This is a genomic window from Streptomyces sp. JH34, assembly GCF_029428875.1.
GTDB lineage: Bacteria > Actinomycetota > Actinomycetes > Streptomycetales > Streptomycetaceae > Streptomyces.
On record NZ_JAJSOO010000001.1, the window covers coordinates 2,258,421 to 2,281,259 of the forward strand.

22 protein-coding genes are annotated in these 22,839 nt (G+C 71.4%); 12 read left to right on the top strand and 10 right to left on the bottom strand.

The features are described from left to right. Positions 1-15: 15 nt before the first annotated feature. The 6 genes from LWJ43_RS09685 to LWJ43_RS09710 form a co-directional block, all read right to left on the bottom strand. Entirely contained in the window at positions 16-1,716 is a 1,701-nt protein-coding gene (locus LWJ43_RS09685) for an acyl-CoA mutase large subunit family protein (protein WP_277331885.1), read from the bottom strand. A gap of 83 nt (positions 1,717-1,799) precedes the next feature. Continuing rightward, complete coding sequence (locus tag LWJ43_RS09690; protein WP_277331886.1) at positions 1,800-2,132, bottom strand: DUF3817 domain-containing protein; 333 nt, start codon at positions 2,130-2,132, stop codon at positions 1,800-1,802. Between the two features lie 65 nt (positions 2,133-2,197). Beyond that, positions 2,198-2,707, bottom strand: coding sequence for a MarR family winged helix-turn-helix transcriptional regulator (locus LWJ43_RS09695; RefSeq protein ID WP_277331887.1), 510 nt, complete (start codon positions 2,705-2,707; stop codon positions 2,198-2,200). 183 nt (positions 2,708-2,890) lie between these two features. Beyond that, on the bottom strand, positions 2,891-4,291 hold the full coding sequence (locus LWJ43_RS09700) for a glycosyltransferase family protein (protein ID WP_277331888.1): 1,401 nt from the start codon (positions 4,289-4,291) through the stop codon (positions 2,891-2,893). Between the two features lie 154 nt (positions 4,292-4,445). Continuing rightward, positions 4,446-4,739 carry an MTH1187 family thiamine-binding protein gene (locus tag LWJ43_RS09705; RefSeq protein WP_015578763.1) on the bottom strand — a complete coding sequence of 98 codons (294 nt, stop codon included), beginning with the start codon at positions 4,737-4,739 and terminating at the stop codon, positions 4,446-4,448. Further along, positions 4,736-5,086 carry a DUF3817 domain-containing protein gene (locus LWJ43_RS09710; protein WP_014154016.1) on the bottom strand — a complete coding sequence of 117 codons (351 nt, stop codon included), beginning with the start codon at positions 5,084-5,086 and terminating at the stop codon, positions 4,736-4,738. Before LWJ43_RS09710 ends, LWJ43_RS09705 begins: the two co-directional genes overlap by 4 nt. A gap of 209 nt (positions 5,087-5,295) precedes the next feature. Here LWJ43_RS09710 and LWJ43_RS09715 point away from each other — a divergent pair, with 209 nt between their 5' ends. From LWJ43_RS09715 to LWJ43_RS09730, 4 genes are all read left to right on the top strand, one after another. Next, entirely contained in the window at positions 5,296-5,928 is a 633-nt protein-coding gene (locus LWJ43_RS09715; RefSeq protein WP_277335850.1) for an AIM24 family protein, read from the top strand. Next, the gene (locus LWJ43_RS09720; RefSeq protein ID WP_277331889.1) at positions 5,928-6,578 is read left to right on the top strand and encodes an AIM24 family protein; all 651 of its coding nucleotides are present in this window, start codon (positions 5,928-5,930) and stop codon (positions 6,576-6,578) included. Before LWJ43_RS09715 ends, LWJ43_RS09720 begins: the two co-directional genes overlap by 1 nt. Further along, on the top strand, positions 6,575-7,348 hold the full coding sequence (locus tag LWJ43_RS09725; RefSeq protein ID WP_277331890.1) for an AIM24 family protein: 774 nt from the start codon (positions 6,575-6,577) through the stop codon (positions 7,346-7,348). Before LWJ43_RS09720 ends, LWJ43_RS09725 begins: the two co-directional genes overlap by 4 nt. Positions 7,349-7,445: 97 nt before the next feature. Further along, positions 7,446-7,925: a MarR family winged helix-turn-helix transcriptional regulator gene (locus LWJ43_RS09730; RefSeq protein ID WP_277331891.1), complete on the top strand. Its 480-nt coding sequence runs from the start codon at positions 7,446-7,448 to the stop codon at positions 7,923-7,925. A 3-nt stretch (positions 7,926-7,928) separates the two neighbouring features. Here the strand turns inward: LWJ43_RS09730 and LWJ43_RS09735 are convergent, their stop codons facing one another. Continuing rightward, the gene (locus LWJ43_RS09735) at positions 7,929-9,389 is read right to left on the bottom strand and encodes a sensor histidine kinase (protein WP_277331892.1); all 1,461 of its coding nucleotides are present in this window, start codon (positions 9,387-9,389) and stop codon (positions 7,929-7,931) included. Further along, the gene (locus LWJ43_RS09740; RefSeq protein WP_277331893.1) at positions 9,386-10,045 is read right to left on the bottom strand and encodes a response regulator transcription factor; all 660 of its coding nucleotides are present in this window, start codon (positions 10,043-10,045) and stop codon (positions 9,386-9,388) included. The genes LWJ43_RS09735 and LWJ43_RS09740 overlap by 4 nt, the downstream gene beginning before the upstream one ends. A gap of 118 nt (positions 10,046-10,163) precedes the next feature. On the opposite strand from LWJ43_RS09740, the gene LWJ43_RS09745 reads away from it, so the two are divergent. Continuing rightward, positions 10,164-10,799, top strand: a complete 636-nt coding sequence (locus tag LWJ43_RS09745; RefSeq protein ID WP_277331894.1) for a PepSY domain-containing protein — start codon at positions 10,164-10,166, stop codon at positions 10,797-10,799. 78 nt (positions 10,800-10,877) lie between these two features. Here the strand turns inward: LWJ43_RS09745 and meaB are convergent, their stop codons facing one another. Both meaB and LWJ43_RS09755 read right to left on the bottom strand, forming a co-directional pair. Next, the gene (gene meaB / locus LWJ43_RS09750) at positions 10,878-11,840 is read right to left on the bottom strand and encodes a methylmalonyl Co-A mutase-associated GTPase MeaB (protein WP_277331895.1); all 963 of its coding nucleotides are present in this window, start codon (positions 11,838-11,840) and stop codon (positions 10,878-10,880) included. A 28-nt stretch (positions 11,841-11,868) separates the two neighbouring features. Then, on the bottom strand, positions 11,869-13,071 hold the full coding sequence (locus LWJ43_RS09755; protein WP_277331896.1) for an acetyl-CoA C-acetyltransferase: 1,203 nt from the start codon (positions 13,069-13,071) through the stop codon (positions 11,869-11,871). A 134-nt stretch (positions 13,072-13,205) separates the two neighbouring features. Here LWJ43_RS09755 and mce point away from each other — a divergent pair, with 134 nt between their 5' ends. The 7 genes from mce to LWJ43_RS09790 all read left to right on the top strand — a co-directional run bounded on the left by mce (position 13,206) and on the right by LWJ43_RS09790 (position 22,838). Next, entirely contained in the window at positions 13,206-13,634 is a 429-nt protein-coding gene (mce, locus tag LWJ43_RS09760) for a methylmalonyl-CoA epimerase (protein ID WP_277331897.1), read from the top strand. A 241-nt stretch (positions 13,635-13,875) separates the two neighbouring features. Continuing rightward, positions 13,876-17,670: a polarized growth protein Scy gene (gene scy, locus LWJ43_RS09765; RefSeq protein WP_277331898.1), complete on the top strand. Its 3,795-nt coding sequence runs from the start codon at positions 13,876-13,878 to the stop codon at positions 17,668-17,670. A gap of 175 nt (positions 17,671-17,845) precedes the next feature. Continuing rightward, complete coding sequence (locus LWJ43_RS09770) at positions 17,846-18,784, top strand: coiled-coil domain-containing protein (RefSeq protein ID WP_277331899.1); 939 nt, start codon at positions 17,846-17,848, stop codon at positions 18,782-18,784. Positions 18,785-18,885: 101 nt separating this feature from the next. Further along, positions 18,886-19,893 (top strand): ATP-binding cassette domain-containing protein, encoded by a 1,008-nt coding sequence (locus LWJ43_RS09775; RefSeq protein WP_277331900.1) that lies wholly within the window; start codon positions 18,886-18,888, stop codon positions 19,891-19,893. 5 nt (positions 19,894-19,898) lie between these two features. Beyond that, the gene (locus LWJ43_RS09780) at positions 19,899-20,678 is read left to right on the top strand and encodes an ABC transporter permease subunit (protein WP_277331901.1); all 780 of its coding nucleotides are present in this window, start codon (positions 19,899-19,901) and stop codon (positions 20,676-20,678) included. 136 nt (positions 20,679-20,814) lie between these two features. Continuing rightward, a complete protein-coding gene (locus LWJ43_RS09785; protein WP_277331902.1) occupies positions 20,815-21,957 on the top strand; it encodes an ABC transporter ATP-binding protein in 1,143 nt (380 codons plus the stop codon). Further along, complete coding sequence (locus LWJ43_RS09790) at positions 21,954-22,838, top strand: ABC-2 transporter permease (protein ID WP_277331903.1); 885 nt, start codon at positions 21,954-21,956, stop codon at positions 22,836-22,838. Before LWJ43_RS09785 ends, LWJ43_RS09790 begins: the two co-directional genes overlap by 4 nt. The last annotated feature ends 1 nt before the right edge of the window (position 22,839 follow it).

Sequence of the window (22,839 nt, forward strand, 5' to 3'; positions counted from 1 at the left end):
CGGCCGCTGGGCGAATCAGAAGCCCGGCGGCTCCGTGTAGACGCCCCACTCGTCGCGCAGGACCCCGCAGATCTCTCCGAGGGTCGCCTCCGCCCGTACGGCCTCCAGCATCGGTCCGATCATGTTCGAGCCGTCGCGCGCGGCGGCCAGCATGGCGTCCAGCGCCTCGCGGACCCTCGCGTCCTGACGGCCCTCCTTGCGCCCGGCGAGCACCCGCACCTGCTCGCGCTCGACCTCGTGGCTGACCCGCAGGATCTCCAGGTCGCCGGTGACGGATCCGTGGTGGACGTTGACGCCGACGACCTTCTTCTCGCCCTTCTCCAGCGACTGCTGGTAGCGGAAGGCGGATTCCGCGGTCTCACCGGTGAACCAGCCGTCCTCGATGCCGCGCAGGATGCCGGAGGTCATCGGCCCGACGGGGTGCTTGCCGTCGGGGTGCGCCCGGGTGCCCCGCTCCCTGATCTGCTCGAAGATCTTCTCGGCGTCGGCCTCGATGCGGTCGGTGAGCTGCTCGACGTACCAGGAACCGCCCAACGGGTCGGCGACGTTGGCGACGCCGGTCTCCTCCATGAGGACCTGCTGGGTCCGCAGCGCGATCTCGGCCGCCTGCTCGGACGGCAGGGCGAGCGTCTCGTCCAGGGCGTTGGTGTGGAGGGAGTTGGTGCCGCCGAGAACGGCGGACAGCGCCTCCACCGCGGTGCGCACGACGTTGTTGTACGGCTGCTGGGCGGTGAGCGAGACACCCGCGGTCTGGGTGTGGAAGCGGAGCCACTGCGCCTTGTCGGTCTTCGCGCCGTAGGTCTCCTTCATCCAGCGGGCCCAGATCCGGCGGGCGGCGCGGAACTTCGCGATCTCCTCGAAGAAGTCGAGGTGCGCGTCGAAGAAGAAGGAGAGCCCCGGCGCGAAGACGTCGACGTCCAGACCGCGGGAGAGGCCGAGCTCGACGTACCCGAAGCCGTCGGCGAGGGTGTAGGCGAGTTCCTGCGCGGCCGTGGCCCCCGCCTCGCGGATGTGGTAGCCGGAGACGGAGAGCGGCTTGTAGGCGGGGATGTCGCGGGCGCAGTGCTCCATCAGGTCGCCGATGAGGCGCAGATGGGGCTCGGGCTGGAAGAGCCACTCCTTCTGAGCGATGTACTCCTTGAAGATGTCCGTCTGGAGCGTGCCGTTGAGCACGGCGGGGTCGACGCCCTGGCGCTCCGCGGCGACGAGGTACATGCAGAAGACGGGGACGGCGGGCCCGCTGATCGTCATCGAGGTGGTGACGTCGCCGAGCGGGATGTCCTGGAAGAGGACCTCCATGTCGGCGGCGGAGTCGATGGCGACACCGCAGTGGCCGACCTCGCCGAGCGAGCGGGCGTCGTCGGAGTCCCGGCCCATCAGGGTCGGCATGTCGAAGGCGACGCTGAGTCCGCCGCCGCCGTTGGCCAGGATGGACTTGTACCGCTCATTCGTCTGCTCGGCGTTGCCGAAGCCGGCGAACTGGCGGATCGTCCAGGTGCGGCCCCGGTAGCCGGTGGCGTGGAGCCCCCGGGTGAAGGGGTACTCGCCGGGCCAGCCGATCCGCTCGAAACCCTCGTACGTGTCACCGGGGCGGGGCCCGTACACGGGCTCCACGGGGTCACCGGAGAGCGTGGTGAAGTCCGCGTCGCGCTTGCGGGCCTTGTCGTAACGGGCCTGCCAGCGGCGGCGGCCTTCCTCGATCGCAGATGCGTCCATGGTTCAAATTTACTAGGACGTCCTAGTAAATGTCGACGGCAAACCGCCCGGCGCTTTCGCGCGGGGCGGTTCGGTGGCGCCCGTCAGGCCTTGACGGCCTGCGCGGATCCGTCGGCGATCAGCGGCTCGACCTCCTGGACCACCTTGCGCTCGACGAAGAACGCGGCGGTCGGGATCGTGCCGGAGATCAGCACCCAGAGCAGCTTGCCGAACGGCCACTTCGCCTTGGAGCCGAGGTCGAAGGCGAAGATCAGGTAGATGATGTAGAGGACACCGTGGACCTGCGAGACGACGAGCGTCAGACCCTCACCGGTGTCGAAGCCGTACTTGAAGATCATGCAGACGCACAGGATCAACAGCATGACGGCGGTGACGTAGGCCATCACCCGATAGCGGGTCAGCACACTGCGTTTCATGGCATCGAGCGTAACCGGACGGCCGGGGCGATCTTCGGGCGCCCCGGCCCTCACGCGCGGTGCGCTCAGGCGTCGTCGAAGTCCTGCGCGGCCACCCGCAGCGGCCGGAGCATCGCGAAGATCTCGGCGCATTCCTCTTCGTCGTAGACACCGAGCCCGAAGTCCATCGCCATCAGGTCCTGGCTGGCCGCCTCGACGACCTCACGGCCCTTGTCGGTGATGGAGGCCAGGGTTCCGCGGCCGTCGTTGGGGTTGGGGCGCTTGTCGACCAAGCCGGAGCGCACCAGCCGGTCGACGGTGTTCGTCACCGAGGTCGGGTGCACCATCAGACGCTCACCGATCTTGGACATCGGCAGCTCGCCCGCCTGGGAGAAGGTCAGCAGGACGAGGGCCTCGTAGCGCGCGAAGGTCAGTCCGTACGGTTTGACCACCGCGTCCACCTCGGCGAGCAGGATCTGCTGCGCACGCATGATCGAGGTGATCGCCCCCATGGAGGGCACCGGCCCCCACCGCCGGTGCCAGAGTTCCTCGGCGCGGGCGATGGGATCGAAGGGGAGGCTGAGCGGCTTCGGCACGGCACGACCTTACCCACTGGTCACTTGGTGGTCAGCCCTGTCTCGCACTTCGGTACCGGACACGCGTTCTACGCACCTCCACGACCAGCAGGAGCGGCACCAGATGCTGTACGAGCGCACGCCGCTCGGCATCACTCCGTCGGCGCGGGGGGCCTGAGGCCACGCCGCGGCCGGGCGTGTGCGTCAGCTCCCGCCCGTCGGGGTGCTCGCGGCGGCGGTCGTCGTCAGCGCGGACTCCGACTCCTGGGCGGGACGCGCGGCGCGGGGCACGGTGCGGGCCGTGCGTTCGCGCAGCAGGGCGAGGGACCACAGCGCAAAGGGCACGAGAGCACTCACCAGGGCGGTCACCGCCCAGAGGCGCAGCTGCGCGTGGGTGAGGACGAGCAGGCAGCTCACGGCGGCGAACAGACAGGTGACGGCCTCCACGGGGCCGCGGGCGAGGGTCAGCGTGTAGGCGACGAGCCGTCCGGGCGGCACCCGGAACAGCGCCTTGCCGTACTGCCGCAGCAGCGTTCCGTACGCCCCGCGGGCCCGGCACGGCCGGCGGTCGCCCAGGTCCGCCCAGGAGACGGGCGCCTCCCCCGCGCCGAGGGGATCCGCGGTGTGGACGGAGCGCCAGTACCGTCCGGTCAGCGGGTTGCGCAGCCGGTGGATCTCGAAGCCGGTGGCCGTGGCGTCCGTGACGGAGTCGTGGAAGCCGCCGGCCTGGCGCAGTGCCGCCACGCGTACGACCGGGCAGGCACCGTCGAGCAGGGGCGCACCGTACCGGTTGCCCGCCTGCTGGACCAGCGTGCCGAAGAGCGGCCGGGGCGACGGGGGAGCCTCGCCCCCGTCACCCCGCGGCCCCACGACGAAGGCGATGTCAGGGTCACGGAACCAGCCGGTCGTCAGCTCCAGGGAGCCAGGCCGCGGGACGTGGCCCGCGTCGGCGGACACGACGAGGTCGTAGGCGTCGCCGTGCTTGGCCAGCCAGGCGTTGACGTTCCCGCGCTTCGTCCCGGCCTGGTGCGGACCTGTCCCCCGGTTCCATTCGGGCACCCCGAGCCGGGTGAAGTGGTGTACACCCAGTTCGGCGCAGAGCATCCGGGCCTCGGGGTCGTCACCCTCGTCCAGCAGCCAGACGTCCAGCGGTCCGGGGTGCCGCATGTGTACGGCGGCCTCCAGCGTGGCCCGTACCGCGGAGAGCGGCTCCGTGCCCGGGGCATACGTGGTGAGGAGGGCGAGCCCCGTGCCGGGCTCCGGCGTCGCGGGGACCGGCTCCCTTGCCACCGACACGGCGTAGGCCACGACGGCCACGTGGGCCAGCAGGAACAGCTCGACCAGACCGACGGACACCAGCGTCAGGGAGTCGGCGAGCACCAGCAGTCTCCGGCCGCTCCCGCCCTGGGTCCAGTGCGTGGGCCACAGCACGTGGAGCAGCAGCAGCCCGGTGACCGCGGGGACGGCCGGCATCAGCAGGGCGGCGCCTGCCCGGCGCCTCCCGGTGCGGGCCGGACGGCGGTAGCGCACCCGGTACCCCGTCGCGGGCGGCCCCGCGGGGCCGCTGTCGTGATCGTGACCCTCCGACGGCATCACGCCTCCCATGGTCGGACTGTGCCGGTATCCCCACAGAAGGGGAGATATGACAGCATGTCGACCCGACAGGTCCGATGAGGGGATCAGTTCGCCCGAACGGGAAGAGGAAGAGCCCCCGGCGCACCGGGGGCTCTTCGTGCGCGTGTCGGGCATGGACGGGCCGTCAGCCCGCGAGGTGCCGTTCCACCGTCTCGACCTTCGAGGTCAGGCCGTCGGTGACGCCCGGCCGGATGTCGGCCTTCAGCACCAGGGAGACACGGCCCGCGCGGGCCTCGACGGCGGCGACGGCGCGCTTGACGACGTCCATGACCTCGTCCCACTCCCCCTCGATCGACGTGAACATGGCGTCCGTGCGGTTGGGCAGCCCGGACTCGCGGACGACACGGACGGCGTCGGCGACGTACTCACCGACGTCCTCGCCGACACCCAGCGGACTGACGGAGAAGGCGACGATCATGCGTTCACCGTGCCCTCGGCGCGGGCGCGCGCGGCGATGACCCCGTCGGCCTCGTACTTCTTGAGCAGCTTCTCGCCGTAGAGGCCACCGAAGGGCACGACCGCGAGCAGGAAGAACAGCGCGACGCGCTTGAGCGGCCACTTCGCCTTGACCCACACGTCCAGGAGGAACACCACGTAGATCGTGAAGAGGAGGCCGTGCAGCGCTCCGAGGGGCGGCATCAGGAAGTCGATGTCCGAGACCCGCATGAGCAGCGAGCCGAAGATGAGCAGCGCCGGGAAGGAGAGCGCCTCGGGAAGCGAGATGAGGCGCAGCCGGTGCAGGGCGGAAGCGGTCTTGATGTCCACGAGGGCACCTTCGGTGGGAGGGGCGTGTCGGCTTGTGAACGCAGGCACAAGCACAGCCATTGTGGCATCGCTCCCGGCCCCCGGGAGCGGGGGGTCCGGGTCCGGTCCGTGCGGCACGTATCGGCGCATATCAGGGTCGTCTCGGGGTCGGGATCCGCCGTCGGGCCCTGTCCGCCGGAGTCCCCGGCGGCTAACGTCGCACCGTGGCGATGTTCCGACTCCAAGGCAGCAAGACGCTCGCCGTCGACCTGACAGGCGACGCCGTCAAGGCGAAGAACGGCTCGATGGTCGCGTACGACGGCCGGATGGCGTTCAAGAAGATGTCGGGCGGCGGTGAGGGGCTCCGAGGCATGGTGACCCGCCGGCTGACCGGCGAGCAGATGGAAGTGATGGAGGTGAAGGGGCAGGGCACCTGCTATTTCGCCGACCGGGCGAGCGAGATCAACCTCGTCTCGCTCCGCGGCGACACCCTGTACGTCGAGGCGAGCAATCTGCTGGCCACGGACGCCGGGCTGCGCACGGGCACCTCCTTCACGGGCCTACGCGGCGGGGCGAGCGGCAACGGCCTGTTCACCACGACCGTCGAGGGAACCGGCCAGGCGGCGATCATGTCGGACGGTTCCGCCGTGGTGCTGCGGGTGACGCCCCAGTACCCGCTGAACGTCGACCCCGGCGCCTACATCGCCCACCAGGGCCGGCTCCAGCAGCACTTCCAGTCCGGGGTGAACTTCCGGACGCTCATGGGTGAGGGCTCCGGCGAGTCCTTCCAGATCCGCTTCGAGGGCGACGGTCTCGTCTACGTGCAGCCCAGCGAGCGGAACACCGTCGGGGGCGATGTCTGATGCCGTTCCGTGAGATCAACTCGAAGATGGTCGAGGCCCAGGTGGAGCCCGGCCAGAAGATGTACAGCCAGCGCGGCGCGATGCTCGCCTACCGCGGCGACGTCTCCTTCACCCCGAACATCCAGGGCGGTCAGGGCGGCCTGGCGTCGATGATCGGCCGGCGGGTGGCCAACGAGGCGACCCCCCTGATGACGGTCGAGGGCAGCGGCACGGTGATGTTCGGCCACGGCGGACACCACATCCAGGTGATCGAGCTGGCGGGCGACACCCTCTACGTGGAGGCCGACCGGCTGCTCGCCTTCGACGGGACGCTCCGGCAGGGCACCATGTTCATGGGGTCGCAGGGCGGGGTGATGGGCATGGTGCGCGGCCAGGTGACCGGACAGGGCCTGTTCACGACGACGCTGGGGGGCCACGGCTCGGTGGCCGTGATGGCGCACGGCGGGGTCGTCGAGCTGCCGATCACGCCGGGACGGCCGGTGCACGTGGACCCGCAGGCGTACGTCGCCCACCACGGGGACGTGACCAACAAGCTGTCCACCGCGCTCGGCTGGCGCGACATGGTGGGTCGCGGTTCCGGCGAGGCCTTCCAGCTGGAGCTCAGCGGCAGCGGAGCGGTGTACGTCCAGGCGTCGGAGGAGAAGCTGTGAGCACACCGGTGGTTTTCGACCCGATGACGCTGCCGTCGGACGACAACGTCAACGCGTACACCTTCTGCGTGGAGCTCAAGGGGAGCCAGTGGTTCCTGCAGAAGGGCAAGATGATCGCCTACTACGGGCAGATCGAGTTCGACGGCATCGGACACGGACGCTTCGACCGGCTGATCCGCACGAGCTTCCACTCCCCGCTGCACGCGAGCGACTGGGTGGTGGCCGAGGGCAGCGGCAAGATGCTGCTCGCCGACCGGGCCTTCGACGTGAACTCGTTCGACCTGGCGGACGGCAACCTGACGATCCGGTCCGGCAATCTGCTGGCGTACCAGCCGACCCTCGCGCTGAAGCAGTCGATCGTCCCCGGCTTCCTGACCCTGATCGGCACGGGCAAGTTCGTCGCCGCGTCCAACGGACCGGTCGTCTTCATGGAACCGCCGCTGCGGGTGGACCCGCAGGCACTGGTGGGGTGGGCCGACTGCCCCTCGCCGTGCCACCACTACGACCACGGCTACATGACGGGCGTGATGGGCGGACTGCGCTCGCTGACCGGGATCGGCGGAACGTCGGGCGAGGAGCATCAGTTCGAGTTCGTCGGGGCGGGCACGGTACTGCTCCAGTCGACCGAGGTGCTGATGCCCGAGCAGGCGACCGGTGGCGTTCCGCACGAGCCGGGCGTACCGGGCGGCGGACCGGGGGCGGGTCAACACGGCTCCACACCCCGCATGCCCGGTCAGCTGGGGGACCTTCAGCGTCGCTTCGGGCTGTGAACGGTAGTCTGCGGAGGGTGATGTCCAGGGGGGCACGTGCGCTGACTCACACTCCCAGAATTCGTCCGACTTTCAACATCTTAGGTAGAATTCATACATGGAGATGACGGAGACAGCCACGCGCTGGCTGACCGATGCGGAGCAGTGCGCCTGGCGCACCCACCTCGACGTCAGCAGGCTGCTGACACATCAGCTGGAGAGGGACCTCCAGCCGTTCGGCCTGACCATGAACGACTACGAGATCCTGGTCAATCTCTCCGAGTCCGACGACCAGCGGATGCGGATGAGCGATCTCGCCGCCGCCACCCTGCAGTCCAAGAGCAGGCTGTCGCACCAGGTCACCCGCATGGAGAACGCCGGCCTGGTCCGGCGCGAGCACTGCGAGTCGGACCGGCGCGGACTGTTCGCGGTCCTCACCGACGTCGGCGGTGACACGATGCGGAAGGTCGCGCCGCACCACGTCGAGTCGGTGCGCCGGCACTTCATGGACCTGCTCTCCCCCGACGAGCTCTCCGAACTGCACGCGGCGCTGACCCCGATCGCGGAGCACCTGCGCGGCCGGCGCGGCAAGCCGTAACCCTCACCCTTCCCGGCCGCTGTCGGCCGCCGGCTCCGGCCCGGCCGCCGGCAGCCGCAGGGTGAACCGCGCCCCGCCTCCCGGCGCCGCACCCACCGAGAGGGTGCCCCCGTGCCGGGAGGCCACGTCACGGGCGATGGCCAGACCGAGCCCGGCCCCGCCGTCGTCGCGGCTGCGCGCGTCGTCCAGACGTACGAAGCGCTCGAAGATGCGGTCCCGCTCCGCCTCCGGCACGCCCGCGCCGTCGTCGGTGACCTCGACGACCACCTCACCCCGGCCGGCCCGCACCGAGACCGCCACCGCACGCTCCGCGTGGCGCTCGGCGTTGTCCAGGAGGTTGCCCACCACCCGGGCCAACTGCCCACGCGATCCGGTCGCTTCGAGCGGCACCGCACCCGCCACGGACACCTCCGGCGGGATCCGGTCGCCCGTCCGCTGGGAGACCTCCTCGCGGACCAGCGCGCCCAGGTCGACCGCCGCGCGCCCCGGCCGCTCCCCCGCGTCCAGCCGGGCGAGCAGCAGCAGGTCCGCGGCCAGCCCCTGCAGCCGCACCGTGTCGGCGACCGCGCCGGGGACGTCCAGCAGCTCGGGGTGGGCCGCCCCCACCTCCAACTGGGTGCGGAGCGAGGCGATCGGGCTGCGCAGTTCGTGCGAGGCGTCGGCGACGAAACGCCGCTGGCGGTCGACCGACGCCTCCAGCACGGTCAGGGTCTCGTTGGTGGTGCGGGCCAGCCGCGCGATCTCGTCCCGTGAGTCCGGCTCGGGAACACGGCGGCCCAGATCCTCGGACGCGGTGATCGCGGCCAGCTCCCGCCGGATGCCCTCGACCGGCCGCAGTGCGCGCCGGGTGACCAGCCAGGTCACTCCGGCGACGACGAGCAGCATGAGGGGCAGCCCGGTCAGCATGGAGTCGCGCACGGTGTCCACGGCCTCCTGTTCGGCCGCGAGCGGGGCGCCGGCGTGGACGGTCAGGGTGACGTCCTTGTCCGTGGTCAGCTCGACGGCGGCGAAACGGTAGTCGGCCGTGTCGCCGTCGACGGTGGCGGTGCCGTTCGCGTAGTCCGGCTGGTCGGAGGACACCTCACCGCGGGCCGGGACGCCCCCGCCGTCATCGTCGTCGTCATCGTCCCCCGGGCTGGGGGCCGGGGCCGACGGCACCGGTTCGACCCCTGCCGCGCCCGTCCCCGAGATCGCCTCCAGGTCCTTGGAGACGGCCACCACGCGCCCCTCCTCGTCGGCCACCTGGACGGGGTGGATCTCCTCGTCGCCCAGCTCCAGCTCCGCGTACGTCGATCCGAGGGCCAGCTGCCCGGCCACCTCCCGTGCCGCCACCTCGGCCTCCAGCCCCGCCCGGTCCGTCAGATTGCCCCGCAGCACCAGGAGTACGGCCAGTCCCGCGGCCGTCAGGGCGACGGCCACGACCAGGGTGGCTCCGAGCGCGGCCCTGGCCCGCACGGACCTCACAGCGTCTCCAACCGGTAGCCCGCGCCCCGTACCGTACGGATCGAGGCGGCGCCCAGCTTGCGGCGCAGGGTGCTGATGTAGACCTCGACGATGTTCGGGTCGCCGTCGTAGGCGAAGTCCCAGACGTGCTCCAGGATGTCCGCCTTGCTCACCACCTCGCCCGCCCGCAGCACGAGTTGCTCAAGGACGGCGAACTCCTTCGCGGTGAGGGCGACTTCGTCCTCACCGCGGTGGACCCGCCGGGCGGCCGTGTCCATCCGCAGCGTCCCCGCGGTCAGCACCGGCGAGGCGGATCCGCCGCGGCGGCGCAGCAGCGCCCGGACCCGGGCGACGAGCACGACGTAGGAGAACGGCTTGGTCAGGTAGTCGTCGGCGCCCGTGTCCAGGCCCTCCGCCTCGTCGTACTCCCCGTCCTTCGCGGTCAGCATCAGGATCGGCGTCTCGTGCCCGGCGGCACGCAGGGCGGCACAGATCCGGTAGCCGTTCATCCCTGGCAGCATGATGTCGAGGACCACGAGGTCGTGGACCCCCTGGCCGGCCAGGTGGAGGCCCTCCAGTCCGTCGTGCACGACGTCGACGGCGAAGCCCTCGGCGGTGAGTCCCCTGGCGAGGGACGTCGCGAGGCGCTTCTCGTCCTCCACGATCAACAGGCGCATGGGGAAAGCTTCCCAAACCGAACCTGAAGGCGGCTTCAGGCGGCTTCAGGCTGTGTTCAGCATCGCCCGGCCAGTGTGGTTCCCGTCGCACCACACATCCCATCGGGGAGGACCCGTCATGAAGCGCAACATCGCCATCGCCACCCTCACCGCGGCCGTACTCGTCGGCGGCGGGCTCGTCACGACCGCCGCCTTCGCCGACTCCGACAGCGGCGTCCGGGACGACCGGACGGCGTCGGCCGACCGGGCGGACGGGGGCTCCGTACCCGCCGGGAACGCGGCGACGACCGGGCGCGTCGGCGTCGACGAGGCCGTGGGCGCCGCGCTGAAGGCCGTACCGGGCACGGTCACCGAGGCCGAGCGGGACGATGACGACGACGACCACGCCCGTGCCGTCTGGGAGCTCGACGTGTACGGCTCGGACAATGCCTGGCACGACGTCACGGTGGACGCGTCGAGCGGCAAGGTGCTGTCCGACCGGAAGGACGACGGCGACGACCGCGACGGGCGCGCGCCCCGCTCCGCGGCGGTCTCCCTGGACGCGGCGGTGAAGGCGGCGCTCGGCGCGCGGCCCGGCACGGTGACGTCCGTGGACCTGGACGACGACGGCGACGACGACCGCGGTGAGCGGGCGCCGCACTGGGACGTCGACGTGACGGGCAACGACGGAAAGCAGTACGAACTGCACGTCGACGCGGGGAGCGGCAAGGTCACCGCGGACCGGGACGACGACAACGACGGCGACGACGACTGATCCGTCCCGTCGGGCACGTCCCGTCCGGCGCCGGCCGGTCAGGTCTCCCGGACGGCCCGCACGCCGCCCGGGAGCCCGTCAGTGCCTGCCGGTGAGTCCCGCTACCAGTTCGTCCGCCGCCGCGTACGGGTCGAGGCCGCCGGCCACGATCCGTTCCGCGAGCGCGTCCAGCCGGCGGTCGCCGTGCAGATCGGCGATCCTCTCGCGCAGCGCGGTGACGGCGATCGTCTCGACCTCGCGGGCCGCACGCGCGGTGCGCCGCCCGTCCAGGACGCCGTGCTCCTCCATCCACGCCCGGTGCTTCTCGAGCGCCTCGACGACCTCGTCGACGCCCTCGCCCCGGGCGGCGACCGTCTTCACGATCGGCGGCCGCCAGTCGCCGGGCCCCCGGGACTCCCCCAGGCCCAGCATGTGGTTGAGCTCGCGGGCGGTGGCGTCCGCCCCGTCCCGGTCGGCCTTGTTGACCACGTACACGTCGCCGATCTCCAGGATCCCGGCCTTGGCCGCCTGGATCCCGTCGCCCATTCCGGGCGCGAGGAGCACCACGGAAGTGTCGGCCTGGGAGGCGATCTCCACCTCCGACTGGCCGACTCCCACCGTCTCCACGAGGATCACGTCGCAGCCCGCCGCGTCCAGCACCCGGATCGCCTGCGGCGCCGACCACGCGAGGCCCCCCAGATGGCCCCGGGTGGCCATGGAGCGGATGTAGACGCCCGGGTCGGAGGCGTGCTCCGACATCCGGACCCGGTCGCCGAGGAGCGCGCCCCCGGAGAACGGCGACGACGGGTCGACCGCCAGGACCCCGACGCGTTTCCCCGCCTTCCGGTAGGCGGAGACGAGCGCCGAGGTCGAGGTGGACTTGCCGACACCCGGCGATCCGGTCAGGCCGACGACGTAGGCGTGGCCCGCGAGCGGTGCCAGCGCCGCCATCACCTCCCGCAGCTGCGGCGAGGCACCCTCCACCAGGGAGATGAGCCGGGCCACCGCACGCGGCCTGCCCTCACGTGCCTGCTCGACCAGGGTGGGGACGTCCACCTTCACGCGGCCTCCTCGCTCGCTCGTACGGTGACTACTTGCCCGGTACGCGGATGATCAACGCGTCGCCCTGACCGCCGCCGCCGCACAGCGCCGCCGCCCCGGTGCCGCCGCCGCGCCGCTTCAGCTCCAGCGCGAGGTGCAGCACCACACGGGCGCCGGACATGCCGATGGGGTGGCCGAGCGCGATCGCGCCGCCGTTCACGTTCACCTTGTCGGAGGTGACGCCGAGGTCCTTCATCGACTGGACCGCGACGGCCCCGAAGGCCTCGTTGATCTCGATGAGGTCGAGGTCCTCGACGCCGATGCCCTCCTTCTTCAGCGCGTGCCGGATGGCGTTGGACGGCTGCGACTGGAGCGAGGTGTCCGGGCCCGCCACATTGCCGTGGGCACCGATCTCGGCGATCCACTCCAGGCCCAGCTCCTCCGCCTTCGCCTTGCTCATGACGACGACCGCGGCGGCCCCGTCGGAGATCTGCGACGCGGTGCCGGCGGTGATGGTGCCGTCCTTGGAGAAGGCGGGGCGCAGCTTGCCGAGCGACTCGGTGGTCGTCTCGGGGCGGATGCCCTCGTCCTTCGAGACGAGGACCGGGTCCCCCTTGCGCTGCGGGATCTCGACCGGGGTGATCTCGGCCTCGAAGACGCCGTTCTTCTGGGCGGCGGCGGCGCGCTGGTGGGATAGGGCGCCGATCTCGTCCTGGTCGGCGCGGGTCAGGCCCAGCCGGGTGTTGTGCCTCTCGGTGGACTCGCCCATCGGGATGTTCTCGTAGGCGTCGGTCAGACCGTCGTGGGCCATCGAGTCGAGCATCTGGATCGCGCCGTACTTGTATCCCTCGCGGGACTTCGGCAGCAGGTGCGGGGCGTTGGTCATGGACTCCTGGCCGCCGGCCACCACGACGTCGAACTCGCCGGCCCGGATCAGCTGGTCCGCGAGGGCGATCGCGTCGAGACCCGAGAGGCACACCTTGTTGACGGTGAGCGCGGGGACGTTCAGCGGGATCCCGGCCTTGACGGCGGCCTGGCGCGCCGGGATCTGCCCGGCCCCGGCAGTGAGCACCTGGCCCATGATCACGTAGTCGACCTGGTCGCCGCCGATCCCGGCGCGGTCCAGCGCCGCCTTGATGGCGAAGCCTCCGAGGTCGGCCCCGGAGAAGCTCTTCAGCGAGCCGAGGAGCCGGCCCATGGGCGTACGCGCGCCCGCGACGATCACTGAGGTGGTTCCGGTCGTTCCAGACATGAGGCACAGCCCCTTGGATTGGTTGTGAACGAGGGTTTACCTGAATGTACTGAGCGGTACGGCGCCCGTCATCCGGCTGTCGGTGTGATCGCGCGCACGTTGCGTAACCATCCCCGGGGCGCTGCACTGGTTCCATGCTGACGCGAATCGACCACATCGGAATCGCCTGCTTCGACCTCGACAGGACGGTGGAGTTCTACCGCGCGACCTACGGCTTCGAAGTGCACCACACCGAGATCAACGAGGAGCAGGGCGTCCGGGAGGCCATGCTGAAGATCAACGACACCTCTGACGGCGGGTCTTCCTACCTCCAGCTGCTCGAACCGACCCGGGAGGACTCGGCCGTCGGCAAGTGGCTGGCCAAGAACGGCGAGGGCGTGCACCACATCGCCTTCGGGACGGCGGACGTCGACGGGGACGCCGCCGGCATCCGCGACAAGGGCGTCCGGGTGCTGTACGACGAGCCCAGGACCGGATCGATGGGCTCCCGGATCACCTTCCTCCACCCCAAGGACTGCCACGGTGTGCTGACCGAACTGGTCACCTCGGCCGAAGAGCACTGACCCGACCGATACCCGGCCCGGTAGAGTGGGCGGTTCCGGGCCGGAGCCGGGTCGGGGCCGTGCCGCGTCCTCGCCGTTGATCTGTCACCATTCCCCGGGGGGACCGCTCGCCGGCGAGCGGTTCTCGTATGGAGAATTGCGACCAGGGTTGGGGTCTTCCCTGCTCAGTGAAGCATTCCCCGCTCGAACGAAGTTGGAGCGGGGAAGAAGTTGAGAGCTCGGGGAAGGATGGGACCGCGCAGTGCGGGGCTACGAGAGCCAGCAGAGCCACCGAGCTGACGACGACCATCTCTCGCGGTTCGAAGCCGAGATGGACCGGCTGAAGACCGACCGGGAGAAGGCCGTCCAGCACGCCGAGGACCTCGGCTACCAGGTCGAGGTCTTGCGCGCCAAGCTGCACGAGGCACGGCGCAGTCTGGCGACCCGTCCCGCGCACGACGGCGCGGACATCGGCTACCAGGCCGAACAGATGCTCCGCAACGCGCAGATCCAGGCCGACCAGCTGCGCACCGACGCCGAGCGCGAGCTCCGCGAGGCCAGGGCGCAGACGCAGCGGATCCTGCAGGAGCACGCGGAGCACCAGGCCCGTCTGCAGGCCGAGTTGCACGCCGAGGCGGTCCAGCGGCGGCAGCGGCTCGACCAGGAGCTGGCCGAGCGCCGGCAGACCGTCGAGTCCCACGTCAACGAGAACGTCGCCTGGGCCGAGCAGTTGCGGGCCAGGACCGAGTCCCAGGCCCGCCGGCTGCTGGACGAGTCGCGCACGGAGGCCGAGCAGTCGCTGGCGGCCGCCCGCGCCGAGGCGGCCCGGCTGGCGGACGAGACCCGCCGGCGCCTCAACTCCGAGGCCGAGGCGGCGCGTGGCGAGGCCGAGGCCACGCTGCTGCGGGCCCGCAGGGACGCCGAGCGACTGCTGGAGGCCGCCTCCTCCCAGGCGCAGGAGGCCACCAGCCACGCCGAGCAGCTCCGCTCGACGGCCACCGCCGAGACCCAGCAGACACGTCAGCAGACCGCTGAGCTGAACCGCACCGCGGAGCAGCGCACGCAGGAGGCCGAGACCCGGCTGCGCGAGGCCAGGCTGGAGGCCGAGAAGGTCCTCGCCGAGGCGAAGGAGGCCGCGGTCAAGCGGCTGGCCGGCGCCGAGTCGCAGAACGAGCAGCGCACCCGTACGGCCAAGTCCGAGATCGCCCGGCTGGTCGGCGAGGCCACCAAGCAGGCCGAGACGCTCAAGGAGGAGGCCGAGCAGGCCCTGGTCGACGCCCGCGCGGAGGCCGAGCGCGTGGTCGCCGAGGCCGCCGAGAAGGCCCGCACCCTCGCCGCGGAGGACGCCGCCGCCCAGCTCGCGAAGGCGGCCCGCAGCGCCGAGGAGGTCCTGACCAAGGCCTCCGAGGACGCCAGGTCGACCACCAAGGCGGCCGGCGAGGAGGCCGACCGGATCCGCCGTGAGGCCGAGGCCGAGGCGGACCGGCTGCGCGGCGAGGCCGCCGAGCAGGCCGACCAGCTCAAGGGCGCCGCCAAGGACGACACCAAGGAGTACCGGGCCAAGACCGTCGAGCTGCAGGAGGAGGCGCGCCGCCTCCGCGGCGAGGCCGAGCAGCTCCGCTCCGAGGCCGTGGCCGAGGGCGAGCGGATCCGCGGCGAGGCCCGCCGCGAGGCCGTGCAGCAGCTCGAGGAGGGTGCCCGCACCGCCGAGGAGCTGCTCACCAAGGCCAAGTCCGACGCCGAGGAGCTGCGCACCTCGGCCGGCACCGAGAGCGAGCGCGTCAGGACCGAGGCGGCCGAGCGTGCCGCCACCCTGCGCAAGCAGGCCGAGGAAGCGCTGGAACGCAGCCGCGCCGAGGCCGAGAAGCTGCGCGCCGAGGCGGAGGAGCAGGCCGCCGCCCTGACCGCCGCGGCGGAGAAGGCGGCCGGGGAACTGCGCGAGGAGACCGAGCGCGGGGTCGAGGCACGCAAGGCCGAGGCGGCCGAGGAGCTGGCCCGGCTGCACACCGAGGCCGAGTCCCGGGTCGCCGCCGCCGAGGAGGCCCTGGGCGAGGCGCGCACGGAGGCGGAACGGATCCGCCGCGAGACGGGCGAGGAGTCCGAGCGGCTGCGCGCCGAGGCCGCCGAACGCGTGCGGACGCTCCAGGAGCAGGCCGCCACGGAGGCCGAACGCGTGCGGACCGAGGCCGCCGCGGACGCGGCGCGGTCCCGCGCCGAAGGCGAGTCCGTGGCCGTACGGCTGCGCGGCGAGGCCGCCGCCGAGGCGGAGCGGCTGAAGACCGAGGCGCAGGAGAAGGCCGACCGGGTTCGCTCCGAGGCCGCGGCCGCCGCCGAGCGCGTCGGCACGGAGGCCGCCGAGGCCCTGGCCGCCGCGCAGGAGGAGGCCAACCGTCGGCGCCGCGCCGCCGAGGAGGCACTCGACTCCGCGCGCGCCGAGGCGGAGCAGGAGCGCGAGCGCGCCCGCGAACAGAGCGAGGAGCTCCTCGCGTCGGCCCGGAAGCGGGTCGAGGAGGCACAGGCCGAGGCCCAGCGTCTGGTCCAGGAGGCGGAGAGCCGGGCCGCCGAGCTGGTCTCCGCCGCCGAGCAGACCGCCCAGCAGGTGCGGGACTCGGTCGCCGGACTGCAGGAGCAGGCCGAGGAGGAGATCACCGGTCTGCGGTCCGCCGCCGAGCACGTGGCGGAACGGACGAAGAGCGAGGCCCAGGAGGAGGCGGACCGGGTCAGGTCCGACGCCTACGCCGAGCGCGAGCGGGCGAGCGAGGACGCCAACCGCATCCGCCAGGTCGCGCACGAGGAGTCGGAGGCCGCGAAGACACTGGCCGAGCGGACCGTCTCCGAGGCCATCACCGAGTCGGAGAAGCTGCGTTCGGACACGTCCGAGTACAGCCAGCGGGTCCGTACGGAGGCCTCCGACGCCCTCGCGGCGGCGGAGCAGGACGCCTCGCGCGCCCGTGCCGACGGCCGTGAGGACGCCAACCGCATCCGTTCCGAGGCGGCCGCCCAGGCCGACCGGCTCATGGCGGAGGCCACGAGCGAGAGCGAGCGGGTCCGCACCGAGGCCGCCGAGCAGTCGGAACGCTTCGTCGGTGAGGCGACCGACGAGGCGGAGAGGCTGCGCGCGGAGGCGGCGCAGACCGTCGCTTCGGCCCAGGAGCACGCGGCCCGTACCCGCGAGGAGTCCGAGCGGCTGCGCGCCGACGCCGAGTCGGCGGCGGAGCAACTTCGCGCGGAGGCCCGCCAGGAGGCCGACCGGCTGCTGGACGAGGCGCGGGAGGCCGCGGCGAAGCGTCGTGCGGACGCCGCCGAACAGGCCGACCAGCTCGTCGAGAAGGCCCAGGAGGAGGCACTGCGCGCCGCCACCGAGGCCGAGGAACAGGCCGACCGGATGGTCGGAGCCGCCCGCAACGAGGCCGTCCGGATCACGTCCGAGGCCACGGTCAAGGGCAACTCCCTGGTGGAGCGGGCCCGTACGGACGCGGACGAGCTCCTCGTCGGCGCCCGCCGGGACTCCACCGCGACCCGGGAGCGTGCGGAGGAGCTCAGGACCCGGATCGAGAGCGAGATCGAGGAACTGCACGAGCGCGCCCGGCGCGAGACCTCCGAGCAGATGAAGACGGCCGGCGAGCGCGTCGACAAGCTGATGAAGGCGGCGACGGAGCAGCGGGCCGAGGCCGAGGCCAAGGCCAAGGAACTGCTGTCGGACGCCAATTCGGAGGCGAGCAAGGTCCGTATCGCCGCGGTCAAGCGCGCCGAGTCGCTCCTCAAGGAGGCCGAGACCAAGAAGGCCGAGCTGACCCGGGTGGCCGAGAAGCTGCGCGCCGACGCGGAGGCCGAGGCGACGCAGATGGTCGATGAGGGCCGTCGGGAGCTGGAGTTGCTGGTCCGCAGACGCGAGGACATCAATACGGAGATCTCCCGTGTCCAGGACGTCCTGGAGGCGTTGGAGTCTTTCGAGGCTCCGGGCGGAACGGGCAAGGCCGCGGGCGGTGGTGCCGCAGGTGTCAAGGCCGGTGCGACGGCGGGTACCCGGTCGGGTGGCAAGGCGTCGGGCGGGTAGCGGCTCATGCATTTCGCCATGAACATGCGACCCTTCGGATCACAAGCCCTCCGGGGGCCAGCCACTCAAAAGGGGTGTCATTCTCCATATCAAAGCGGCATCTTCACGTTGACACGCCGCTCCGGCCCCTAGGATTCCCTCTAACACCTCACCGGTCTCATTCGACAGGAACCCCATGAGCGACCCTTCCTCCCCCTTCGGCTTCGAGCTCGTGCGACGTGGATACGACCGCGGTCAGGTGGACGACCGCATTACCAAACTCGTCGCCGACCGTGACAGCGCGCTCGCACGCATCACCTCTCTGGAAAAGCGCATCGAGGAGCTCCATCTCGAGACGCAGAACGCCCAGGCCCAGGTCAACGACGCGGAGCCGTCGTACGCCGGTCTCGGTGCCCGCGTCGAGAAGATCCTCCGCCTCGCCGAGGAGGAGGCGAAGGACCTGCGTGAGGAGGCCCGCCGCGCGGCCGAGCAGCACCGCGAGCTGGCCGAGTCGGCCGCCCAGCAGGTGCGCAACGACGCGGAGACCTTCGCCGCGGAGCGCAAGGCGAAGGCCGAGGACGAGGGCGTCCGTATCGTCGAGAAGGCCCAGGGCGAGGCGACCACGCTGCGCTCCGACGCCCAGAAGGACGCCCAGCAGAAGCGCGAGGAGGCGGACGCCCTCTTCGAGGAGACCCGCGCCAAGGCCGCCCAGGCCGCCGCGGACTTCGAGACGAACCTCGCCAAGCGCCGTGAGCAGTCGGAGCGCGACCTCGCGTCCCGTCAGGCGAAGGCCGAGAAGCGCCTCGCCGAGATCGAGCACCGCGCCGAGCAGCTCCGCCTGGAGGCCGAGAAGCTCCGCACGGACGCCGAGCGCCGGGCCCGCCAGACGGTGGAGACCGCTCAGCGCCAGGCCGAGGACATCGTGGCCGACGCGAACGCCAAGGCCGACCGGATCCGCAGCGAGTCGGAGCGCGAGCTGGCGGCGCTCACCAACCGCCGCGACTCGATCAACGCCCAGCTGACCAACGTCCGCGAGATGCTGGCCACGCTGACGGGTGCCGCGGTCGCCGCCGCCGGTTCCCCGGCCGAGGACGAGTCCGCCACCCGTGGGGTCCCCGCCCAGCAGACCCGCTGAGCACGAACGGCCCGAGGGCACGTACATCAGCTGTACCCCTTGCGCGCCCGGTTCCGCCCTTTGTGGTGGCGCCGGGCGCGCGGCCGTTCTAGCGTGAACGCATGATCGAGCTCGACGGCCTCACCAAACGCTTCGGCAACAAGGTTGCCGTCGACCGTCTGTCATGCCGGGTCAGACCGGGGATGGTGACGGGATTTCTCGGCCCCAACGGCGCGGGCAAGTCCACGACCATGCGGATGATGCTCGGCCTCGACAACCCGACCAGCGGCACGGTGCGGATCGACGGCCGCCACTACCGCGACCTCCAGGAGCCGCTCAAGCACATCGGGGCCCTGCTGGACGCCAAGTCGATGCACGGCGGGCGCAGCGCGTACAACAACCTCCTGTGTCTCGCCCAGAGCAACGGCATCCCGGCGAGCCGCGTCTCCCACGTGCTGGACACGGTCGGCCTGACCGCGGTGGCGAAGAAGAAGTCGAAGGGCTTCTCGCTCGGTATGGGCCAGCGGCTGGGAATCGCGGCCGCGCTGCTCGGGGACCCCGAGATCCTGATGTTCGACGAACCCGTCAACGGACTGGACCCGGAGGGGATCCACTGGATCAGGAATCTGATGAAGACCCTCGCGGCGGAAGGCCGGACGATCTTCGTCTCCTCGCACCTGATGAGTGAGATGGCACTGACCGCCGATCATCTGATCGTCATCGGACAGGGCAGACTGCTCGCGGACACCTCCATGGCGGACTTCATCCACGAGAACTCCCGCAGCTTCGTGCGGATGCGCTCCCCGGAACAGGAGCGTCTGCGCGATCTCCTGCACGCGGAGGGCGTCGTCGCGGTCGAATCGGGCAACGGGACGCTGGAGATCGACGACGAGGCACCCGAGCGGCTCGGGGAGCTCGCCGGCCGGCACGGGATCGTGCTGCACGAGCTCAGCGCCCAGCGGGCCTCCCTGGAGGAGGCGTTCATGCAGATGACGGCGGGCTCCGTCGAGTACCACGCCCATTCCGATCGCGACGGTGCCCCTCCACCGCCGGTGGGCCCGCACTGGGGCGAGCAGTGGAACGAGCGGCAGACCGGCGGCACGGCCGGCGAACGTACGACGGGGGTGTGACGGCGATGGCATCGGTACCCGCGGTCCTGAATTCCGAGTGGACCAAGATCCGTACGGTCTCGTCGACCACCTGGACGCTGATCTGCGCGTTCCTCGTCACCGTCGCCATGGGCGCGGCGCTGAGCGCTCTGCTGAACAGCCAGTTCGACGATCTCTCCGCCGCCGAGCAGGCCACCTTCGACCCGACGTTCGTGAGCTTCTCCGGGATGGTCCTCGGGCAGCTGGCGATGGTCGTCTTCGGTGTCCTCGTGGTGGGCACCGAGTACAGCTCGGGCATGATCCGCACCTCGCTGGCGGCCGTGCCGCAGCGCGGGTCGTTCCTCTTCAGCAAGGTCGCGGTCGCGGGCGTCCTGGCGCTGGTGGTCGGCCTCGCCACCAGCTTCGTGACGTTCTTCCTCAGCCAGGCGCTGCTCGGCGACCGCGGCACGGACATCGGTGCGGAGAACGTACTGCGCGCGGTGGTCGGCGGCGGCATCTACATGGGTCTGATCGCGGTCTTCTCGATGGGCGTGGCCACGATGCTGCGCAGCTCCATGCTGTCGCTGGGCATCCTGATGCCGTTCTTCTTCCTCGTCTCGCAGATCCTCTCGGCGGTCCCGGGCGCGAAGAGCGTCGCCCGGTACTTCCCCGACCGGGCCGGATCCAAGATCATGCAGGTGGTCCCCGACGCCATGAACAGCGACCCGGCGCCGTACGGTCCGTGGGCCGGGCTCGGGATCATGGCGCTGTGGGTGGTGGCCGCGCTCGTCGGCGGCTACCTCGTGCTGAAGAAGCGGGACGCCTGAGCACGGGCCGGGCTCCGACGCTCCGCGCGACCACTTGGCCGGAACCGCCTGCGGCTGGTTATCCTCCTAACTCTTGACGGGGGCACAGGGCCTGAGGCCTGGGCCCCGACGACGGATGAGTCGATGGGGCTGGAGAATGATCGAGGCAGTCGGCCTGACCAAGCGCTACGGCGCGAAGACGGCCGTGCACAACCTTTCCTTCCAGGTGCGGCCAGGTGCCGTGACGGGGTTCCTCGGTCCCAACGGGTCGGGCAAGTCCACCACCATGCGCATGATGCTGGGCCTGGACCGGCCGACGTCCGGACACGTGACGATCGGTGGTCACGCCTTCCGCAGTCTGCCGAACGCACCGCGCCAGGTGGGTGCGCTGCTCGACGCGAAGGCCGTGCACGGCGGGCGCAGCGCCCGTAACCACCTGCTGAGCCTGGCCCAGCTGGCGGGCATCCCGGCGGCCCGGGTGGACGAGGTCCTCGGGGTGGTCGGACTGCAGGACGTCGCGAAGAGGCGGTCCAAGGGCTTCTCCCTGGGAATGGGACAGCGGCTCGGGATCGCGGCGGCGCTGCTCGGCGACCCGCAGGTGCTGCTCTTCGACGAACCGGTCAACGGGCTCGACCCCGAGGGCATCCTCTGGGTCCGGAACCTGATGAAGCAGCTGGCCTCGGAGGGCCGTACGGTCTTCGTCTCCAGCCATCTGATGAGCGAGATGGCCCTCACCGCCGACCATCTGATCGTGATCGGCCGCGGGCAGCTCCTCGCCGACATGAGCGTCACCGACTTCATCTCGGCGAACTCGGCGGACTTCGCCCGGGTTCGCGTCCCGGCCGACCGGCCGGAGCACCGGGAGAAGCTGACGTCCTCGCTCACCGAGGCGGGCGGCCAGGTCATGCCGGAACCGGACGGCGCCCTGCGCGTCACCGGACTCCCGCTGCCCCGGATCAGCGACCTGGCGCACGGGTCGGACGTCCGGCTCTGGGAACTCTCCCCGCACCGGGCCTCGCTCGAGGAGGCGTACATGCGGATGACGCAGGGCGCCGTGGACTACCGCTCGACGGCGGACGCCAAGGAAGGGCTCCAGCCCCCGCCGCCCGGCTACGGCTACCCCGGTCATGAGGGCCAGGGGCAGCCGGGTCACGCGCAGCTGCCTCCGCCGGATGTACCGCAGCAGGGCTGGTACGCCCCGCCGCCCCCGGGACAGAACCCGTACGCCGCCGCACCGGCACCCGCCCCCGCGCCCACCGCGGAGCGGACCGGGCGCAAGACCGACGAGGACCCCCGATGACGATGCCTCCGCCGCCGCAGGAGCAGATGCCCCCGCAGGTGCACCAGGCGGCTCCTCAGCAGCCGCGGCAGGGCTGGGGTGACCCCGCCGGCCTCTACGCCTCTCCCATCCCCGTGCGCACCCCGGGCCTCGGCGACGCCATCGCCTCCGAGTGGACGAAGATCCGCTCCGTGCGCTCCACGATGTGGACGCTCGGCGTGATGGTCGTGCTGCTGCTCGGCATCGGTCTGCTCGTCGCGTTCGTCGTGAGCCTGTCGGACGCCCCCCGGGAAAAGGCGCCCGTGCTCACGCTCGGCTTCTTCGGCGTGCTGCTCAGCTCGATCTGCGTGATCACACTCGGCGTGCTGACCATCGCGTCGGAGTACAGCACCGGCATGATCCGTACGACGCTGACCGCCTGCCCGAGCCGGGCACGGATCCTGATCGCGAAGTCGGTCGTCTTCTTCCTGCTCGCGTTCGCGATCACGACGGTGACGACCGGGATCGTCGGCGTCCTCCAGACCGCCATGCTCGACGGAGCCACGCCCGGCACGGGCGTCTGGGTGCGCTCCACGGTGGGGATCGGCCTCTACGTCGCCACCCTCGGGCTGCTCTCGCTCGCGGTCGGCGCGATCGTGCGGCACTCGGCGGGAGCCATCACGATCATGATCGCGGTGGTGCTGCTCCCGCTCGTCATGGCGATCTTCATGCTCTCGCCGTCGCTGGCGTCCGTGCAGCAGGCGCTCTTCGAGTGGTCCATCCCCAACCAGCTCGGCGCGATGTACGACGCGTCGGTCACCTCGTCGGGGCCGTCTGGCTGGGAGCCGCTGTGGGTCGTCCTCGGCGTGACCGCGGTGGCCATGGCCGGCGCCTTCGCGGCGCTGGACCGGCGGGACGTCTGAC

Coding starts and splice junctions, on each gene's coding strand:
- LWJ43_RS09720 (WP_277331889.1), top strand. CDS start 5,928: ATGCCGTTCCGTGAGATCAACTCGAAGATGGTCGAGGCCCAGGTGGAG.
- LWJ43_RS09700 (WP_277331888.1), bottom strand. CDS start 4,291: ATGGGAGGCGTGATGCCGTCGGAGGGTCACGATCACGACAGCGGCCCC.
- mce (WP_277331897.1), top strand. CDS start 13,206: ATGCTGACGCGAATCGACCACATCGGAATCGCCTGCTTCGACCTCGAC.
- LWJ43_RS09685 (WP_277331885.1), bottom strand. CDS start 1,716: ATGGACGCATCTGCGATCGAGGAAGGCCGCCGCCGCTGGCAGGCCCGT.
- LWJ43_RS09690 (WP_277331886.1), bottom strand. CDS start 2,132: ATGAAACGCAGTGTGCTGACCCGCTATCGGGTGATGGCCTACGTCACC.
- LWJ43_RS09715 (WP_277335850.1), top strand. CDS start 5,296: ATGTTCCGACTCCAAGGCAGCAAGACGCTCGCCGTCGACCTGACAGGC.
- LWJ43_RS09755 (WP_277331896.1), bottom strand. CDS start 13,071: ATGTCTGGAACGACCGGAACCACCTCAGTGATCGTCGCGGGCGCGCGT.
- LWJ43_RS09730 (WP_277331891.1), top strand. CDS start 7,446: ATGGAGATGACGGAGACAGCCACGCGCTGGCTGACCGATGCGGAGCAG.
- LWJ43_RS09785 (WP_277331902.1), top strand. CDS start 20,815: ATGATCGAGGCAGTCGGCCTGACCAAGCGCTACGGCGCGAAGACGGCC.
- LWJ43_RS09775 (WP_277331900.1), top strand. CDS start 18,886: ATGATCGAGCTCGACGGCCTCACCAAACGCTTCGGCAACAAGGTTGCC.
- LWJ43_RS09780 (WP_277331901.1), top strand. CDS start 19,899: ATGGCATCGGTACCCGCGGTCCTGAATTCCGAGTGGACCAAGATCCGT.
- LWJ43_RS09790 (WP_277331903.1), top strand. CDS start 21,954: ATGACGATGCCTCCGCCGCCGCAGGAGCAGATGCCCCCGCAGGTGCAC.
- LWJ43_RS09740 (WP_277331893.1), bottom strand. CDS start 10,045: ATGCGCCTGTTGATCGTGGAGGACGAGAAGCGCCTCGCGACGTCCCTC.
- LWJ43_RS09770 (WP_277331899.1), top strand. CDS start 17,846: ATGAGCGACCCTTCCTCCCCCTTCGGCTTCGAGCTCGTGCGACGTGGA.
- LWJ43_RS09745 (WP_277331894.1), top strand. CDS start 10,164: ATGAAGCGCAACATCGCCATCGCCACCCTCACCGCGGCCGTACTCGTC.
- LWJ43_RS09705 (WP_015578763.1), bottom strand. CDS start 4,739: ATGATCGTCGCCTTCTCCGTCAGTCCGCTGGGTGTCGGCGAGGACGTC.